General features: G+C 40.7%; 15 protein-coding genes. All 15 read right to left on the reverse strand.

What is annotated here, in order from left to right:
* Nucleotide 1: 1 nt before the first annotated feature.
* A complete protein-coding gene (locus ACE198_RS23585) occupies nucleotides 2-2578 on the reverse strand; it encodes a DEAD/DEAH box helicase (protein WP_375377251.1) in 2577 nt (858 codons plus the stop codon).
* 78 nt (nucleotides 2579-2656) lie between these two features.
* Nucleotides 2657-2848, reverse strand: a complete 192-nt coding sequence (locus tag ACE198_RS23590; RefSeq protein WP_098573799.1) for a YbxH family protein — start codon at nucleotides 2846-2848, stop codon at nucleotides 2657-2659.
* A 137-nt stretch (nucleotides 2849-2985) separates the two neighbouring features.
* On the reverse strand, nucleotides 2986-5655 hold the full coding sequence (gene ppdK, locus ACE198_RS23595) for a pyruvate, phosphate dikinase (protein ID WP_375377252.1): 2670 nt from the start codon (nucleotides 5653-5655) through the stop codon (nucleotides 2986-2988).
* A 1-nt stretch (nucleotide 5656) separates the two neighbouring features.
* Nucleotides 5657-6472 carry a pyruvate, water dikinase regulatory protein gene (locus tag ACE198_RS23600; protein ID WP_375377253.1) on the reverse strand — a complete coding sequence of 272 codons (816 nt, stop codon included), beginning with the start codon at nucleotides 6470-6472 and terminating at the stop codon, nucleotides 5657-5659.
* A gap of 22 nt (nucleotides 6473-6494) precedes the next feature.
* Nucleotides 6495-7130 carry a transcriptional regulator CcpN gene (gene ccpN / locus ACE198_RS23605; protein ID WP_375377254.1) on the reverse strand — a complete coding sequence of 212 codons (636 nt, stop codon included), beginning with the start codon at nucleotides 7128-7130 and terminating at the stop codon, nucleotides 6495-6497.
* Between the two features lie 187 nt (nucleotides 7131-7317).
* Nucleotides 7318-8127: an Fpg/Nei family DNA glycosylase gene (locus tag ACE198_RS23610; RefSeq protein ID WP_375377255.1), complete on the reverse strand. Its 810-nt coding sequence runs from the start codon at nucleotides 8125-8127 to the stop codon at nucleotides 7318-7320.
* A gap of 136 nt (nucleotides 8128-8263) precedes the next feature.
* Nucleotides 8264-8398: an FbpB family small basic protein gene (locus tag ACE198_RS23615; protein WP_375377256.1), complete on the reverse strand. Its 135-nt coding sequence runs from the start codon at nucleotides 8396-8398 to the stop codon at nucleotides 8264-8266.
* A gap of 226 nt (nucleotides 8399-8624) precedes the next feature.
* Nucleotides 8625-9428, reverse strand: coding sequence for an ATP-dependent sacrificial sulfur transferase LarE (larE, locus tag ACE198_RS23620; protein WP_375377257.1), 804 nt, complete (start codon nucleotides 9426-9428; stop codon nucleotides 8625-8627).
* A 91-nt stretch (nucleotides 9429-9519) separates the two neighbouring features.
* Nucleotides 9520-10986, reverse strand: a complete 1467-nt coding sequence (gene gucD, locus ACE198_RS23625; protein ID WP_375377258.1) for an alpha-ketoglutaric semialdehyde dehydrogenase GucD — start codon at nucleotides 10984-10986, stop codon at nucleotides 9520-9522.
* 27 nt (nucleotides 10987-11013) lie between these two features.
* Nucleotides 11014-12162, reverse strand: a complete 1149-nt coding sequence (locus tag ACE198_RS23630) for a UxaA family hydrolase (RefSeq protein ID WP_375377282.1) — start codon at nucleotides 12160-12162, stop codon at nucleotides 11014-11016.
* A gap of 16 nt (nucleotides 12163-12178) precedes the next feature.
* Nucleotides 12179-12481, reverse strand: a complete 303-nt coding sequence (locus tag ACE198_RS23635; protein ID WP_098573820.1) for a UxaA family hydrolase — start codon at nucleotides 12479-12481, stop codon at nucleotides 12179-12181.
* A gap of 75 nt (nucleotides 12482-12556) precedes the next feature.
* Nucleotides 12557-13459 (reverse strand): fumarylacetoacetate hydrolase family protein, encoded by a 903-nt coding sequence (locus ACE198_RS23640; protein ID WP_375377259.1) that lies wholly within the window; start codon nucleotides 13457-13459, stop codon nucleotides 12557-12559.
* Nucleotides 13460-13555: 96 nt separating this feature from the next.
* A complete protein-coding gene (locus ACE198_RS23645) occupies nucleotides 13556-14503 on the reverse strand; it encodes a U32 family peptidase (RefSeq protein ID WP_375377260.1) in 948 nt (315 codons plus the stop codon).
* A gap of 29 nt (nucleotides 14504-14532) precedes the next feature.
* Nucleotides 14533-16731, reverse strand: a complete 2199-nt coding sequence (locus tag ACE198_RS23650; protein ID WP_375377261.1) for a dihydroxy-acid dehydratase domain-containing protein — start codon at nucleotides 16729-16731, stop codon at nucleotides 14533-14535.
* Between the two features lie 36 nt (nucleotides 16732-16767).
* Nucleotides 16768-18042 (reverse strand): nickel pincer cofactor-dependent isomerase, group 22, encoded by a 1275-nt coding sequence (locus ACE198_RS23655; protein ID WP_375377262.1) that lies wholly within the window; start codon nucleotides 18040-18042, stop codon nucleotides 16768-16770.
* Between the last annotated feature and the right edge of the window lie 5 nt (nucleotides 18043-18047).

The raw sequence follows: 18047 nt of genomic DNA on the forward strand, positions 1-18047 counted from the left end.
ATTAATATTCATCACCATATCGATATCTTCTGTTTTTTGCTGCAAAGCACGCTTCACAGGTTGGAAATGAATGATCCCACGGCAGTTTCTTGCCACAGTTTTTGCACTTTTTTACGAACTTTTTAATATCTGTTTTCAGGCGATCTTGTACCTTATCGCTAACCTCTTCTCTCAATCGTTCCCAATAGATGGCTGTAGTTCCCTCTCCTAATCGATATAAAAATAAAAGATGGAGACCGATTGCCTTGTAACTTAATTCCAATTCCTCCAAGCTGCGTTCCTTCACAATCGGTTCAGGGAGTTCACGTCCCTGGATAATTGCATACATGGTATCTTCCCATTGCCTGGTTAAGATCGGCTCATTTTTTGAAAACGGCAGATGTAAAAAACCATAAAGGTCCGTTAATGAGAGCCTTGCTTCAATTTCCGTCCCCGCGATTATTTGATAAAGCGACTTTTCCTCTGCCAGCGATGCCTTCTTTGTCCCTTTCGGACTTTCAAATTTCCCCCATAGTTCAAAAAAGGTACCTAAATCGTGATAATAACGTTGAAAGCGTTCAAAAACGGAATTGGTTGGTGCAATCGCAAAGGTATGAACAGGTTCATCCTCCCGTAAAAGTAAGTTCCGCATTTTTCTGATATCACTCGTAAATGCCACTTTCCCAATATTATAAATGCCCTTTCGCCCAGCGCGGCCAGCAATTTGCTTTACTTCTTGTGAGGTCAGCAATCGACGTCGTGTTCCATCAAACTTATCATTTTCTAAAAAAACAATCCTGCGGATCGGCAGGTTTAGCCCCATACCTATCGCATCTGTTGCAACAATAACTTTTGTCTTGCCAGAATTAAATTGCTGAATCTGCTTTTTCCTTGTTTCTGGAGGCATACTTCCGTAGATCATACTGACGGTATGGCCGTCATTTTGCAGTCGTGAGGCCGTTTCAAGCACCCGCCGACGTGAAAAACAAATCAACGCATCTCCTTTTTTTACGTGTTTAATATGAAATTCTTTTGTCTCAACTTCGAGTGGGGTATCACGTGTGTATTCGTGAATCTCAATATTTGATTCACCCAAAAGCTGCAACATCATCGTTTTTGAATTCCGGCTTCCTATGATATGTACCTCTTCTGCATTGGCTTTCGTAATTGCCTTATACCAGGAAAAACCACGATCTTTGTCGGTAATCATTTGCGCTTCATCTATTACCACTACTTCATAGAACTCCTTTTCATGAAACATTTCCACGGTGCAGGACGTATGATTGGCTCCAAGCGTCATTTTTTCTTCTTCACCCGTTTTTAAAGAACACGGTGTCCCCTCAGCATTTAACTTATCATAAACCTCAAGGGCCAAAAGACGAAGCGGAGCTAAATATAAGCCGCTATAGGCTTCTTTCATCCTTTCAAGCGCATGATGTGTTTTCCCTGTATTGGTCTCACCGATATGAAGGACATAGCGGATCTGCCGCTGGAGTGAAGGGTCGTATTCGGTTGCAAATATGTCCTTCATCATCCGCTCTTCTGCTTCTCTTTTTCGCTTTAGTTCTTCTTCCGCTTCCTTTTGTTTTCGCTCGCGCTCTTGAAGGTCCTTTTCAAAAATTTCCTTGTGGAGCATTTCCTCAAAGGGAATTTCAGCCAATCTAATTAAATCTGCTAGGTATTCAGCTTGAATATCCTCAATAAAATACCCTTCAACATCATAAAGCACCTGTGCAATACTGCCTTTTACAAAAGAAGTCGATAGTTTTTCATGAAAGGTTTGAAAGAAATCAGCCTTTAGTTGATCTGGTAACTGCTCTAAAACTTTTTCCGGAATAAGATCGGACAAATAATCACCAATTAAACTTTCATAAACAAAGAAATAGGTTTGATATTCATATAAACTTCTGCCCCAGTTCATCGTTTTATGAATATCACCCGTTAGTTCTTCAAAAAAGCTGGCAACCGTGGTGTAGGATGAGGGATTAAAATGACCTTCATCAATTAATTTCTCTTCTAACGCAAAGGTATCGACAGATTGGAATTTCACGTTATTTTGTAAATCCGCCACTAATTGTTTTGCCACGAAGTATCGTAACGATAAATAGAACCCTTCATATTGTTCTTCTAAAATCGCAACTGCGTGATCCTCTATCTCACTTCTAATGAATTGCTTCTGTTCTTCCAGTTGTTTTTGTTCTTCGCGTTTTATAAAATTGATTTTCGCATCCTGATACTGTTTCTGCCACTCATCTGGTTTTCCTGAAAATGTTTCCTTAATCCACGCCATCGCATCAAAAGGTCGATACACGCGCATTTCATCTCTAAACAATTTGTTGATCAACTTACGGTCGATTCCCTGTACCTCAAAGCCTTTTTCACTTAGCAATTGCTTTTTTTCATTCCGCGGGACATCATTGGTCGACTTATTCAGCCAGACATTAATCCAAATTTGTTCGACATAATCCTTGCGGTCGGCTAGGTATTGTTCAAAGGATGGAGGTGTTTCCTTCGTTTCAAAATAATGGTTAATATCTTCATAAACTTTCATTTTTGTATGTTCAATCGCTTGAGGGTATATGGTCGTTAATTTATTCATAAAATTCCCTCCTTTTCTATAAAATGGATGGTTAAGTCTATTATATCATAAAAATAAAAACCGAACGAATATTCGGTTTTATAACTGATGGTTATCACAATATTGATCCACTAAGTCTTCGATTTGGTCCATTTCAGGAAACTTTCCTGAAAATTGAAATTTAATTTCCTCAATAAAGTTTTCTTGATGGAATACGTGTATTGCTCCATTCTGTTGAATGACACTAAATTCTGGTACAAATCGATATCCGCTTCGTTCAATTGCCCCCATTGGAGTGAGTCCCCTTTTTCTGTTTTTTTATAGTATAAGCAGAATAAAGTATCCTAATCCCATATAAGTTCGTAACACCCTTGGGAAAATAAAAAAGGATGGTGCACCTTACTTTGCACACATCCCTTTTCCTTGCTTTATGCTGTTGTATATACTTCTGCTTTGTTTAATTTATGGCGAATCGTTGCCTGTGCTGCTGCCAATCGTGCAAGTGGTACACGGTATGGCGAACAGCTGACATAATCTAAGCCTGTTTTGTAACAGAAATCAATGGAGGTCTTTTCTCCGCCATGCTCACCGCAAATTCCAGTTTTTAACGAAGGCTTTGTTCCACGGCCCAACTTGACGCCTGTTTCCACGAGTTTTCCTACACCATCTTGATCGAGAACCGCAAATGGATTTTCCGGCAGCACTTTATTTTCGATATAAGCTTGCAAGAACTTTCCTTCGGCATCATCACGACTGTAGCCGAATGTGGTTTGAGTTAAATCATTGGTACCAAAGGAGAAGAAATCTGCTTCTTCGGCAATTTTGTCAGCAGTTAAAGCAGCACGTGGAATTTCAATCATGGTTCCAATTGTGTACTCGAAGTTCTTCCCTGTTTCTTCTTGAACCACTACTGCCGCATCAATTACCAATTTACGCATATCCTTTAACTCATTCACATGACCAACCAAAGGAATCATAATTTCTGGCTGTACTTCAATACCTTTGTCTGCAAGCGTTGCCGCTGCATAGAAAATGGCTTTCGCTTGCATTTCGTAAATCTCTGGATAAATCATTCCAAGGCGGCAGCCACGGTGGCCAAGCATCGGGTTAAACTCATCTAATTGACGAACTTTTTTCAGCAACTGTTCTTTCGCTTTTAATTCTGGTGATTGAGGATCTAAGATTTGAAGTTTCGTCACTTCCACCAACAAATCCTCTTTATTTGGTAAAAATTCATGCAACGGCGGATCAAGTAACCGAATAGTGACAGGTAATCCTTTCATTTCTTCAAAGATTCCTTCAAAATCTCCTTGCTGCATTGGTAAAAGCTGATTCAACGCTACCATTCTCTCATTATAATTTTCAGCAAGAATCATTTTTTGGACAATTGGAATCCGTTTCAAGTCCATAAACATATGTTCCGTACGACATAATCCAATTCCGCCTGCACCGAATTCGAATGCCTTTCTTGCATCTTCAGGATTATCTGCATTGGCACGGACCCCTAGTTTTCGTTCTTGGTCTGCCCATGCAAGCAACAACTGGAATTCATCCGATAGTTCTGGGTCAATCATTGGAATTTCTCCCAGCATTACTTCACCAGTGGAGCCATCAATCGTAATGATATCTCCATAACTAACCACTTGATCGCCTACCGTAAACTGTTTAGCCTTTAAGTCAATCTTTAAGGCTTCGCATCCGCAGATACAGGCTTTCCCCATTCCACGTGCAACAACGGCAGCATGGCTGGTCATTCCTCCTCGGCTTGTCAATATAGCTTGGGATGCAACGATTCCGTGGATATCATCCGGTGTTGTTTCCGGACGAACAAGGATTACTTTTTTCCCATCAATGCTTAATTGTTCCGCTTCATCTGCATCAAAAACAACCTGGCCTGTCGCTGCTCCTGGTGAAGCCGGTAAGCCTTTCGCTACTACTGTTTTCTGAAATTTATCGTCTATCCGGCGATGCAGGAGTTGATTAAGTTGGTCAGGGTCGACACGAAGCAAGGCGGTCTTTTTATCGATAATTCCTTCCTCGACCATTTCCACCGCAATGCGGATAGCCGCTTGTGCGGTCCTTTTACCGTGACGAGTTTGCAGGATAAAAAGCTTGCCGCGTTCAACCGTGAACTCGATGTCCTGCATTTCTTCATAATGGGACTCGAGTTTCTTACAAGTTTCAGTGAATTGCTTATATACTCCAGGCATCTCGTCTTTTAATGTGGCGATCGGCTGTGGAGTACGAATCCCTGCAACCACATCTTCTCCCTGGGCATTAATTAAGTATTCACCATAAAGGACATGCTCACCAGTCGAAGGGTTTCTAGTAAAGGCCACACCAGTGCCTGAATCATTACCCATATTTCCGAACACCATACTTTGAATGTTTACGGCTGTTCCTAAATGGTCCGCAATTTTATTCAGGCGGCGGTAGACAATCGCCCGCTGATTATTCCAAGAATTAAACACAGCATGAATAGCAAGGAATAATTGCTCTTTTGGATCTTGTGGGAAATTCTTTCTAGTATGTTTTTTGACGATTTCTTTATAGCCAATAATGACTTCTTTCCAGTCTTCCGCACTCATTTCCGGGTCAGAAGAATAGCCCTTTTCTTCACGAATCTCTTCTAATAATTGTTCGAAAAAGTAGGTATCAATATTAAGGACGACATTACTAAACATTTGAATGAAGCGGCGGTAAGAATCATAGGCAAAACGCGGATTATTCGTTAAGTTTGCCATTCCTACCACGGTTTCATCATTCATCCCTAGGTTCAAAATGGTATCCATCATACCAGGCATGGAGAAAACAGAACCAGATCGTACAGAAACTAGTAAAGGATTCTCCGGATCGCCGAGCTTTTTCCCCATTTTCTCCTCAAGACGCGCGAGGGCTTCTAACGTTTGAACTTCAACAATGGTAGGAATCGTTTTGCTAGCTTCATAGAATGCATTGCATGCCTGTGTAGAGATCGTAAAACCATAAGGCACCGGCAGTCCAATTCGCGTCATTTCCGCTAGGTTCGCACCTTTCCCCCCGAGCAAACCTTTCATATTGCCATTTCCTTCATGAAATAAATAAACGAATTTCTCCATATTATAAACCCCTCTCCTTTTTTAACACGTCTAAGATTAAACCTGCTGTTTCTTCTACGGCCTTATTTGAGACATCAATGACTGGACAGCCCACGCGTTTCATCACTTTTTCCGCGTGATCTAGTTCATCAAGGATACGCTTAAAGCTAGCGTAATTCGCCTGTGAGGCTAACCCCATTGCTTTTAGACGTTCTTTGCGAATTTCATTCAACTTATCTGGTGAAATAATTAATCCAATACAATTTTTGCGCGGTATATTGAACAATTCTTCTGGAGGTGCCACCTCTGGTACTAGCGGTACATTAGCCACTTTAAAGCGTTTGTGAGCTAAGTACATAGACAAGGGAGTTTTCGATGTACGTGACACACCAATTAGTACAATATCAGCCTTTGTAATCCCTCTTGGATCACGGCCGTCATCATATTTGACAGCAAATTCGATGGCTTCAATTTTCCGGAAATATTCCTCATCCAATTTTCTCATTAAACCTGGACGATGGTGCGGCTGTTTATGGAAGCTCGTTTCAAACGCATTCATTAATGGACTTAATAGATCAACTGCCAAAATTCCTTCTTCTTCGGCACGGTGATCTAAATAATTTTTTAATGCCGGTACAACGATTGTATAGGCTATAATAGCAGGGCCTTTTTTCGCCAATAAAATCATATCCTCAATATCTTCGAAGTCATCCACATAGGAATTCCGCCGAATTTCAACCTGCCCGCCATTAAACTGTGTTGCTACTGCTTTGACAACAAACTCAGCGGTTTCTCCTACTGAATCGGATACAACATAGACTACTTCTTTATGTACCAAAAGACAGCCACTCTCCTTCGCTTCATTTATTTTCCATCATTTCTAAATATGCTCGTGTAATCGTTGTTTTAGTAATGCGGCCAAGAAGTAAATATGTATTTTTTTGGCCATCTACTTCTTTTACAACTGGTAAGGAGTCAATGTGATTATGAATCATCTTTTTAGCTGCCTCGAGCAAGGTTTCTTCGGGATTAATCGTCATAATATTTGGCATTCTCGTCATGATCACACTAACAGGCAATTCATGTAGATTATGATTTCCTAGTGATGCTCTGAGCAAATCCTTTCGAGATACAACCCCAGCTAAATGGCCTTTAGAATCAACAATATAGAGTGTTCCAACATCCTCTAGGAATAGTTGAACAATTGCATCATAGACGGAAGTAGATTTTTCAACCACGACTGGAAGGGCCTTATAATCTTTTACCTTTTGAAGGATGAATTTCTTCGCTTGCTGCTTTGATTCATAGCTTTCATTAAAATAATAACCCACCCGAGGCCTTGCTTCTAAGTTTCCAGACATCGTTAATATAGCGAGGTCGGGTCTTAAAGCAGCTCTTGTTAATGAAAGTTTCTCTGCGATGTCTTTCCCTGTGATTGGTCCATTTTGTTTAACAATCTCAAGGATTTCGTCCTGGCGTTTAGATAATTTAATCATTACCCCCCCCTTAATCACATTAAATACGTTATATTCATTAGGTTTATTATAAATGTGTTATACTTATTTGTATATAGTATATTACATTGGGACGAAAATCGAAACAATAAGTTTTATTTTTTTTGACAAAATAACAAAGTTTAATTTTTCAAAAAAAATCTCGCCGCATTCGACGAGATTCTGTAAACTATGTTTGACAAATAGGGCAATAAAAGGTTTTCCTTGATGATATTGTTTCCATTTTGATAATAGACTCGCATCTATTACATTTTTCACCCTCACGATCATACACCTGACACAAATCATTAAACCCGCCTGTTAATTTATCATCCTTAAAGAGCGGATTATCCATGTAACCGCCATGTTGTATGCCTTTTTGGAGGATTGTTCTGATTGATTGATACAGTTTCTCTCGCTCTGACTCGCCAATATCATCAATGTCCTTTGTAGGAATGATACCGGCATCGTAACAGATTTCAGCAGAATAACAATTTCCGATTCCTGCGATAAACTCTTGATCAATCATTGTCGTTTTTAACCGGCCATGCTTTTGGCCAATTCTTTTTAAAAAATTTTCTAATGAGAAATCAGTGGATAACGGTTCTGGACCTAAATGTGCTAGGTGCTGATCTATTTCTCTTTGATTATATAGATTGAAATATCCGAGGCGGAGGCCAATAAAGTACAGGTGTTGTTCACCAAAGGATAAACGTATCTGAACCGTTCGTTTTGGCTTATCTGCTTCAGTCCCATAATATATCCAACCTCCAAGCATTAAATGGAGTAAAAGAATTTGACCATTTTGCAAGTGAAAAAGTAAATGCTTTCCCCTTCTGTTGATATCAATTATTTTTTGATGGTGACACGTTTTAATAAATAGGGCAGGGTTTAAATTGATTGATTTTTCTCGATTTATTTGTACTTCTGTTATCGTTTGACCTGCAATTTTTTGATTTAATAGGATTTTATAGTTTTCCATCTCAGGAAGCTCTGGCATCAAATGACTCCTTCCATATTAAGTATGTGTTTAATACAATTCCCTATTTAGTAAAAAAGAAGCCTCTTAGTTATAAAGAAAATCCTGCCCTAGTAAAAAAAAGAGCAACCCCGCGGGTTGCTCTACTAATTAGTACTCATGCATATTTCAAATTTTTCGAATGTTTATCATCAATTTTCGTCTCAATTCTTTCTATTGCTTTAAAATCACTTTCTATTTCCTGTTTATTATCATTCACTAATTCCTTAAAGCTAAGATTACGTTTTCTCATTCATTCCTCCACCTTTCTTTGTTTCTATTATACCCAAATTAGAAACCTCAGAATCATCATAAATATTACAATTATTTGAACATTAGTAACCTTTTTAATATTTATTATGATAAAAACAAAAAAGATCAATACTTTAAACTTTACAAAGCATTGACCTATAAGGACTATAACTTTTATTGATACCGATAATCGAGGGACCAGTTGGCCTTTCTCTATCAGTTTCTACCTAACTGTGCAAAACCTTATTCATACTTCCACTCTTATAGCCAATGAGATCCATCGTAACATAGGTGTATCCAAATTCTTGAAGTTTTACTGTAATTTCATGATGATGTTCCAATAAACGTTGCATCTCATGTGGTTCTACTTCAATTCTAGCAATCTCACCATGGGTACGTACCCTTAATTGCCGAATTCCAATAGCTCGAATAGCTTGTTCTGATTTATCTATTTTTTTCAGTTTTTCTATGGTGATATGCTCTCCATAAGCTATCCTTGACGATAGGCAAGCAAAGGAAGGCTTATCCCATGTTGGGAGACCCATTTGTTGTGATAGCTCACGAATTTCACTTTTATATAGATCAGCTTCCTGGAGCGGGCCCCTTACATTATATTCTCTCGCTGCCTTTGTACCTGGCCTATGCTCCCCAAGATCATCTGCGATAAGGCCGAAAGCAACATTATTGTAATTATGTTCTTTCATAATCGGTACAAGATGCTCGAACAAGCTTTTTTTACAAAAATAGCATCGGTTTGATGTGTTCTCAGAATAACCTGGAATATTTAATTCCGATGTCTGAATCACTTCATATCTTGCTCCAAGCAGTTCGGCGAGTTTAATTGCTTCTTGCAATTCCTCAAACGGATATGTTTCACTATCAGCTGTAACAGCCAATACATTTTCCCGTCCCAGAGTGTCGAGTGCAGCCTTCAATAAAAACGTACTGTCTACACCGCCCGAAAAGGCGATGACTACTGTTTTCATTTCCCTTAAAATTTCTTGAAGTTTGTTATATTTCAATTCTAGCATCCTATCACCCTCTTCACATGTTTTGGGAACATTTCAACGCCTCCAAATTTAAATAAGGTTCTCCCCAATCGTTGAGGAGAACCAATCATGCTTAAGCTTTTACGAAAACAGTTTTTATAGAAGTAAAGAACTCTATAGCTGCCTGCCCCTGTTCACGTGAGTGTGAGCTTGATTGCTTCATTCCTCCAAATGGAGCCTGAAGCTCAACACCGGCAGTTTCAGCATTTACCCTAACAAGGCCGGCTTCAATATCATTGATGAATGCAAGGATCTTTGAAATATCTTTTGTATAAATAGAAGCACTTAAGCCGTATTCTGTATCATTAGCCAATTCAATCGCTTCTTCTAAAGAATCGAATCGGATTAAGGCTAGTACAGGACCGAAAATTTCTTCCCTGGCAATGGCCATATTATTGTTAACATTATCAAAAACAGTTGGCTCAACATAAAAACCATTTTCAAGGCCATTACCTGTTACTCTGTTTCCTCCAAATAAAAGTTCCGCACCTTCTGCCTTTCCTTTTTCAATATATGAAAGAACTGTATTTAACTGGCTTTCACTGGCACAAGGACCCATCCAGGATTCACTTTCGAGTCCATGGCCAACTTTAATCTCTTTCACTTTGGAAAGTAGTTTTTCCCTAAAAGTTTCATAGACATCATTGTCTACAAAAACCCTGCTAGTTGCCGTACATTTCTGCCCAGTAGATCTTAGACCGCCGCTAATGGTTCCTTCGACAGCCAAATCCAAATCTGCATCCTTAGCAATGATTACAGGGTTCTTTCCACCCATTTCAAGCTGATATTTTGCACCTCTTGCAAAAGCAGCAGCACCGACTCTTTTTCCAGTATAGTCTGAACCTGTAAATGTAATCCCGTTTACATCTGGATGTTCAACAAGGCCTTGGCCAATCACGGAGCCTGAACCAGTTACAAAATTAACAACACCAGCCGGGAACCCTGCTTCATGGAAACATTCAATTACTTTAGCAGCTGTAACTGCAGTTTCTGTAGCCGGTTTAATAACAATAGTGTTTCCATATATCAAGGCCGGCGCCATTTTCCAAATTGGAATGGCAACAGGGAAATTCCATGGGGAAATGACCCCAACGACACCAAGCGGCGTCCTTGTTGTAAACATGAGAGCTTCATTATCAGAAGAAGGGATGACATCCCCGATTTTTCTCATTCCTTCGCCAGCATAGTAACGGAGAATAGCAATACCTCTCGCTGTTTCCCCTTTGGCCTCGGGTAATGTTTTTCCCATTTCGCGTGTCATTGTTTCTGCAATTTCGTCTAAACGGCTTTCAAGTACATTGGCTGCTTTGTAAAGGAAATCTCCTCTTGCAGCACCAGAAAGCCTGCGCCAGTTGGTTTTGGCACTCTTTGCTGCAGCAACAGCCTGATCAAGGTCTTCTTTTCCAGAAAGGTATACATAACCCACAATTTCATTCCTGTCTGCTGGATTGACGCTTTTTACTGTATTATTTTCTATGGAAGAAACCCATTCTCCATTAATATAGTTTTTAAATGTTTTGGCTTGTGTTTGTGTAGTCATTTTGTTCTCCTTCTTATTTGAAATAGATTAAAAAGTAGGGCCAATTCGCCAAATTCCAAAATCATGCTGTTTTAAAATTTCAGCTTTGGTCAGTTTTCCTGAGCTCACTTGGCCAATTTCTTGAAAGATTCTTTTGCCGACTTCATCGACGGATTCTTCGCCATCAATGATGGTTCCAGCATTCATATCAATGTTTTCACTCATCTTATTAAAAATAGGTGTATTCGTAGAAATCTTAATAACTGGAACAATAGGAGATCCGGTTGGTGTCCCTCTTCCGCTTGTAAAAAGAACAACCTGCGCTCCACCAGCAGCCATCCCTGTCAATTGTTCAATATCGTGGCCCGGGGTATCCATCCAAACAAGCCCCTTTTGAGTAGGCGTCTGGGCATAATCAACGATTTCGGTTAATGGGCTGGTGCCGGATTTCGCTGAAGCACCAAGGGACTTTTCCTCCAGGGAACTTAATCCGCCCTCTATATTACCCGGGCTTGGATTTCCTGTTCGAATGTCGACGCCCATTAAAATTGCTCTTTTTTCCATCATGTCAATGATTTCATAAGCTCGTTTTGCTACTCTGTCATTCGTAGCCCGTTTGGCCAACAGATGCTCGGCACCGATAAGTTCAGTTGTTTCAGCAAGAATTGCAGTCCCTCCAACCTCGACAATCATATCGCTTACAACGCCAACTGCAGGGTTTGCTGAAATTCCTGAACAAGCATCCGAACCCCCGCATTCCGTACCAATAGTCAGTTCGCTGAAATAGCAAACCTCCCGCATTTGTGCAGAAGCTTCCTGGACCATTTTAGCCGCCGCTTTGGATCCTTCTGCAATGGCCATCAATGTTCCACCGCTATCTTGAATGGAAATAACTTCTACAGGCTTGCCGCTTTTGGCTATTTCTCCTGCAACACTTCTTGCCTGGTGTGTTTCACACCCTAAGCCAAGCACTACTACCCCATAGACATTTGGGTTAAGCCCCATACCAACATATGTCCTGAAAGTTTGTTCATAATCAACTCCCACCTGTGCACAACCATGCTGGTGAATAAAACTGACTGTTCCATGGACAAGCTGGGTAATCTGGTGTGCAGCCTGAGTCGCACAAGTAATCGTTGGCAAAATTAATACATGATTCCTGACCCCTACTTTACCATCAGGCCTTCTGTACCCCATGAAGGTTAAGTTTTGATCAAGTTGCAACCTTATCTCCCCTTCCCCTTATCCCTTCCAGGTTATGAACATGAACATGTTCACCCGCAAGGATTTTTTTAGTGGCGAGACCGATAACTTCGCCGTATTTTAATATTTCTTCTCCCTGCTCCATATCAACCACTGCAAACTTGTGGCCAAACTTTATTTCTTCTGAAATCATTACTTTAAAAGTTTTGTCCTGGCACGTTACTTCCACTTCCGAATCGGGTGGGATGGCCATTAAAGCAATGGCCACCTTATCGATTGGTTTCATCATTACCGTTTTTAAATTGCTTGCCATGAATACACCACCAAACACAGAATAAGTAGAATTGTAAGATTACTTCGCTTCACTCGTAAAATACCACTTATTCTATTATTTTACAGCCTCTTTACTTCGCTGCTGTTCTTTTACTGGATTGGACAGTACACCAATAGTTGATACTTCAATTTCAATTTGGTCATTGTCTTGAAGAGTGAACTCATTTGGAGGAACAATGCATGTTCCTGTCATAAGAACCGTTCCATCAAAAATTTCATTATCTTTTTCCAGGAAAGAAACGAGTTCGTCGAATCTTCTCTTTAACTGTGATGTATTGGCGGTTCCTTCAACAACCAATTTATTATTTCTATAAATACGGCAAGTTATTTGGAAATTATATGGATCCTCCACTGTTTCAGCCAGGCGGATAGCAGGCCCAACCGAACAGGAATGTTTCCAGATTTTCGCCTGAGGCAAATAAAGAGGATTTTCCCCTTCAATATCGCGGCTGCTCATATCATTGCCAGCAGTATAACCGACAATTTTGCCTGACTTTGAAATGACCAAAGCTACTTCAGGTTCTGGAATTTGCCAATTGGAATCACTTCTTAAGTACACAGGCGTGTTTGGCCCGACTGTCCTTGCAGCCGTAGATTTAAAAAAGATTTCTGGCCTTTCTGCATCATAGACTTTGTCATAACAAGTTTCGACATCGACTTTTCCGCCAGTAGCTTCATAGTTTCTTGCATCCCTGCTTTTCTCATATGTTACGCCGGAGGCCCAAACTTCAGGAGCTTCAATAGGTACGATAAGTTGAAGATCTTCGACCCTTTCTTTAAGCGCAGTAACGCCGGAAATGGAAGTTTCAACAAGTTTTAGAGTTGAAATTCCAGATTTTTCAGCTAAATTAACCAACTCCATAAAATCATTAAAAGGAATTGGGTAAACCTCTTCCTGATCGGTTAAGGCAGCAAGTACAATTTGTGAATTATTATCAAGGAAACGAATGATTCTCATTTTAAAACCCTCCTGTTTTATATTGTAAAACCATGTTTTACCTTCATGTCATACTCTGCCCTTTTGAGCAGTATTATTTAAACGGGTAGAAAGATTTTATCTCCTCACTTCTACTCCCTGTTTTGGAACTCCCAGGCCAATGGCTCCTTTTTTAGAGGTCTTCAAATGCGGTGCATATCGTTTGATCATATCTAACCCGATCTTCGCTCTTCTTAACCGTTCTCTTGAAAGAGCAACTGCAGTCTTTTCAAGATGTGTGCCTGAAGGGTAAATATTTGGTGCATTCTTCAGACCGAATTTAATATAAACAGGAGCTGCAACACGGATGATTTCAGGAATTTCATAATGCCTGATAAAACCGCCGATATCATCCGGAACTTCTACATAAATATCAATAGGGATATCAATTGCCTGCCTGATTGCAGCGAGACGGGCAAGAGTTAAATCAGTAGGAACATTGAAAGTAGAAGCTCCAATATCTTCCATCAACTTAATGGATACAGGGTTCGCCTGCCCCATTTGTACGGAAATTTTAACAACAAGGTCCTCAGGAAGCTCTCCTTTTTTCTTAAACTCATTTACCAGCCAAAGCAATCCTTCATCAGCAACTAGTATGCTTCTGATTCCAAAATCACAGGCCCTCTTAATATCCTCAATAGAATATACGAGCTGGTCCATACTTTCGACCCTGAGCCCGATCACCTTACCAGCGCTTGCCCAGGACATCGGTGTAACATCCCAAGTCCCTCTTGGACCGACAAATAAACTAACTTCAAGGTTGTTATCCTGTCCTAGTTCAGCCATTTCTTTCAGCTCGTCATCTGTTAAGAGCATGATTCCGCTTCCCTGTGAAATTCTGTGAATTTCTACATCATAATCCTGGGATGCTTGAATGACTTCCCTGAAGGCAGCAGGTCCCTCGACACTTGGAATTTCGATTCTGTATTGAGCCCCATCTGGAAAAGTTTTCTGTGAATCTGGCAGGCTGTTAAGATCTCCACTTGGGAATCCAAGACTTTCAATGAACTTTCGTGTTTTTTCCATAGTTACTCTCTCCCATCGATATACTTTTCTTATGCCAATTCTTCCTTTACAGGGAATAGGACGTCATTTTTATAATCAAAAACAGCATCTTCCGCTACAGCATATGGTACTACACCGTTTGCTGCATCTGTATGCCCTGCCATCCTATTGCTTGCTGCTACAAGTCTCTGACGCTCGCGAATATTAAGAAGCCTCTGCTCTCCAAGCGCCTGTCTTGCATTCTTTGTATCTTCAAAATTGAAAGATAATCTTCCATTCTGGAATTCTGTTTCATCCAAAAACTCTATTTTCTTGCTTCGGAGTTCAAGATAAAGAACATCGCCAGTTTGCAAATAAAGGATGCCTCCGCCATTCTTGGCTTCTGGCGTCATATGCCCGATAGCTGCGCCATATGTAACACCAGAATATCTTCCATCACTTATAAGAGTTGCAATTCGTTTAAGTTTTCTGTTGGCATTAATATGTTGCATAGGTGTAAACATTTCAGGCATACCAAACGCTTCCGGCCCTTGCCCGGACACAACAATCGATATTTTCAAAGTGCCCTCCTCAACCATCTTTTCAAATAGCTGATCATATTCCAGCGCCTTATATTGATCGTACTTTTCAAGGGCATTTTGCTTTAGCATTGCAAGCATAGAATCATAGTTAAATTGTTTGTTTTTCTTAATCTTATCCAAAAGATTTTCATCCAACAGGCTTTCATTGGCAGTTTCTTCATTATCATAGAAAAGAACGAAGGATGCTTTTTTGTCGAAAGTATCGAGTTGATCTGTTGTCATCCCGCTAATTTTTACCACCGCACTCTCAAAAAAATTGCCTTTAATGACATCAACTCCACTAAACAGCCTTCTTGGCTTTGATAAAATGATTGGATTCTCTTTTACTCCTAAAGCGTACAATTTATGCTTTTCTGATAGCCTTTCTGCCCAGGTTGAGCCTGTAACAGTTGGCGCATCCAAATTCATGGGAACGCCATTTTGAATAAGTTCATAGAACAAAGTCTCCATCCCTTTGATTTGGCCGCTGCAGCATTGCATCGCAAGGGCAAAAATGTCCCGCCCTTCGGTAAGGCTGTAATTGAACAAATCTGGAATTGGAATTTCGTGGTGTATCTGGTCGTAATCCCATAAATCAAATTTATAGCCGCCATAAAGCATCCCGGCAACTATATGCATCATTAAGTTCGTGGAACCTCCTGAAGCACTGTGAATTCTAATCGCATTCTTTATATTGGCTGCCATGATGTTGGCAACACCGAATACAGGATTATTTATCATAGGCGCAAGTGAGTCAACCGCTTGGTTTACTTCAAACTGCGTAGGCGGAGCAGTCAAAAGCTCCAATGCCGGGTGGACAAGACCCATTCCAGCAACAAGATGTCTTGAACTGTTTCCGGTACCGTTGAATGCACACACACCGCCTTGGCCATCGCAAGTTGCAACTGCAAGCCTTTTCTCATAATCTTCATGCTGCTCTTTGGAAATAATGCCTCTTTCCCTGGCCCTCTCTAATACTCCCTGAAATGCCGTGTTAGAAGAACATTGGAGTATGTACGCTAATGCATCCCTTAAATCATAGGCAATATCCTCTGCACCGGAAGCTTCTGCTTTTACCGCCACTTCTTCAAGTTCTGCAAAAAGATAATCAGGTATAGTGCCTCCTTTTAGAACATGGGCAGGTGCAAAAGTCGCAATAAATGGCGCTTCATTTCGATGTCTTCTAATTCGGTCCAGATGTGCAAGTGCAGAAACAACACCCAGAGGCTGTTTATCGCATCCCTGAATAACAAATGCTCCATGGTAGCTGTGCGCTTCCATCTGGTTTACGACCATTTGGGCAACAGCATTTCTGCTCTGAAGGGAATAACTCATCCCCTGGTTGCTTTGTGCAGTTCCATCACACATAACAGGGGTCGAAAACTGGAATGGAACACCGCCGTTTTGCCAAATACGAATGGCAGCCCTGGCAATCGTCTGAAAATCCATGATATGCGCAGGATGGTCAGGAGACCCGCCAATTATGGCAATACGCGGAGCATTGTTATGAAGCCTGTCATAAATTTCTTCAAGTGTCCAGTCCGGCTTGACCCCTTTCATTTCTGTACTAAGGATTTGTTTGGAACGGTCCAATAAGCCCGCAACACAAATAGGTTCATTTGCCTTGCCCTGGACGTTATCCCGATAAGGATTTACCTTATTTTCGATATTGGGGTACTTTACTGTCATGATTGATCCTCCATTTACCTAAAGCAAAACTGCTTTTTAATATACTTGCTCCGCAGTCTTTGACGATAAGTCCATTTCTATAGGCTCAGATAATATCTCAATAAATTCATTCTGTCGTGCTTCTTCAAGCAGGGATTCTGAGATCCATATTTCATGAATATCAAGTGTATTTTTTATTCTTACGACCCGGGCTTTGCTTAAGTCAAAGGCGTTGCACGTTTTGATGGCTGCCTTTACAGCCAGTTCCTCGTTCTCTAAAATCATTGGAAGCTTCACCACATCAATCACGGTACTTGTTAAGGCATTCGCATATCCTTTATCCAAATCAGTTTCATCAAGTACTTTTTTAGTGGACATGTCAGCCATTCCAATTCCATTTGCATTCCCGTGTGTCTTTTTTGTTAAGCCCAAAACAGCGATCCTTGTTACCTTCGGGCCGCCGCTTGCATAAGGCGTTGCATACCTTCCAGTAATATTTGGATCCATGCCATCGCCGGAAATATCTTTTCCAATTTCATTAACAACTAAAACATCAATCGGATCAAACATAATTCTTGGCATCAGCGATTTGGCTTCCAGCAATAATGAAGGTTCTTTTGTAAAAATTTCTTCAGAAGGAATGGCGACTATTTTCGCCGGTCGATCATAGGCATTCTCCAACGTCCCAAGCCCAAAAATAATAGGGACCCTGGCAATTGCAATTTTAGCCATTTTTACAACATGCTCGGCCATATATTTAAAGCTGTACGCATGGGCCGCCTCCGCACCTTTTTGTTTTCCCAGGCCAATCGTAATCATCTTCATCAAGCCGCTTTCAACAGGCCCGCGAAAGGCAGTATGTGGTTTAATCCTGTTAATAACAATTACCTTATCAGCCTCATAAGCATGTTTATCGATATAGATTGGAAGGCCATTTTCAAGCCTTCCAATCTCTACGACCTCCATACTGGATTTGACAGGGGCCCCTGTTGTTCCTTCCGTTACTCCCAGCTGCTCAAGCACATCCTTCTGGCCTTCAGCTGTGGCTCCGCCATGGCTGCCCATTGCAGGTACGATAAAAGGATTTCCTCCGGCATTTTTTACCGCATTTGCCGTTTCCCTTACCAAAATTGGCAGGTCTGCTACGCCCCTTGATCCTACTGCAATCGCTACAAGATCTCCAGGTTTGATCCGGGCCATTACCTTTGCCTCGGCAATTGCTTCTCGGACTGCTTCTTCCACATTTTCTATTTCAGGAGCATGAAATTTTTGCCTGACTTTTACCATCTTAGGAATCGGAATTCCCCGCAAGAGCTCATTAATAATTTCCATTTCCC

The sequence above is a fragment of the Neobacillus sp. KR4-4 genome (genome assembly GCF_042136325.1).
GTDB lineage: Bacteria > Bacillota > Bacilli > Bacillales > Cytobacillaceae > Neobacillus.

Excerpts from the sequence above, each read along its gene's own strand:
- ccpN (WP_375377254.1), bottom strand. The coding sequence starts at position 7,130 with ATGATTAAATTATCTAAACGCCAGGACGAAATCCTTGAGATTGTTAAA.
- ACE198_RS23610 (WP_375377255.1), bottom strand. The coding sequence starts at position 8,127 with ATGCCAGAGCTTCCTGAGATGGAAAACTATAAAATCCTATTAAATCAA.
- ACE198_RS23590 (WP_098573799.1), bottom strand. The coding sequence starts at position 2,848 with ATGGGGGCAATTGAACGAAGCGGATATCGATTTGTACCAGAATTTAGT.
- ACE198_RS23640 (WP_375377259.1), bottom strand. The coding sequence starts at position 13,459 with ATGAGAATCATTCGTTTCCTTGATAATAATTCACAAATTGTACTTGCT.
- ACE198_RS23635 (WP_098573820.1), bottom strand. The coding sequence starts at position 12,481 with ATGGCAAGCAATTTAAAAACGGTAATGATGAAACCAATCGATAAGGTG.
- gucD (WP_375377258.1), bottom strand. The coding sequence starts at position 10,986 with ATGACTACACAAACACAAGCCAAAACATTTAAAAACTATATTAATGGA.
- ACE198_RS23615 (WP_375377256.1), bottom strand. The coding sequence starts at position 8,398 with ATGAGAAAACGTAATCTTAGCTTTAAGGAATTAGTGAATGATAATAAA.
- larE (WP_375377257.1), bottom strand. The coding sequence starts at position 9,428 with ATGCTAGAATTGAAATATAACAAACTTCAAGAAATTTTAAGGGAAATG.
- ACE198_RS23585 (WP_375377251.1), bottom strand. The coding sequence starts at position 2,578 with ATGAATAAATTAACGACCATATACCCTCAAGCGATTGAACATACAAAA.
- ACE198_RS23655 (WP_375377262.1), bottom strand. The coding sequence starts at position 18,042 with ATGGAAATTATTAATGAGCTCTTGCGGGGAATTCCGATTCCTAAGATG.
- ACE198_RS23630 (WP_375377282.1), bottom strand. The coding sequence starts at position 12,162 with ATGGGGTACAGAAGGCCTGATGGTAAAGTAGGGGTCAGGAATCATGTA.
- ACE198_RS23650 (WP_375377261.1), bottom strand. The coding sequence starts at position 16,731 with ATGACAGTAAAGTACCCCAATATCGAAAATAAGGTAAATCCTTATCGG.
- ppdK (WP_375377252.1), bottom strand. The coding sequence starts at position 5,655 with ATGGAGAAATTCGTTTATTTATTTCATGAAGGAAATGGCAATATGAAA.
- ACE198_RS23645 (WP_375377260.1), bottom strand. The coding sequence starts at position 14,503 with ATGGAAAAAACACGAAAGTTCATTGAAAGTCTTGGATTCCCAAGTGGA.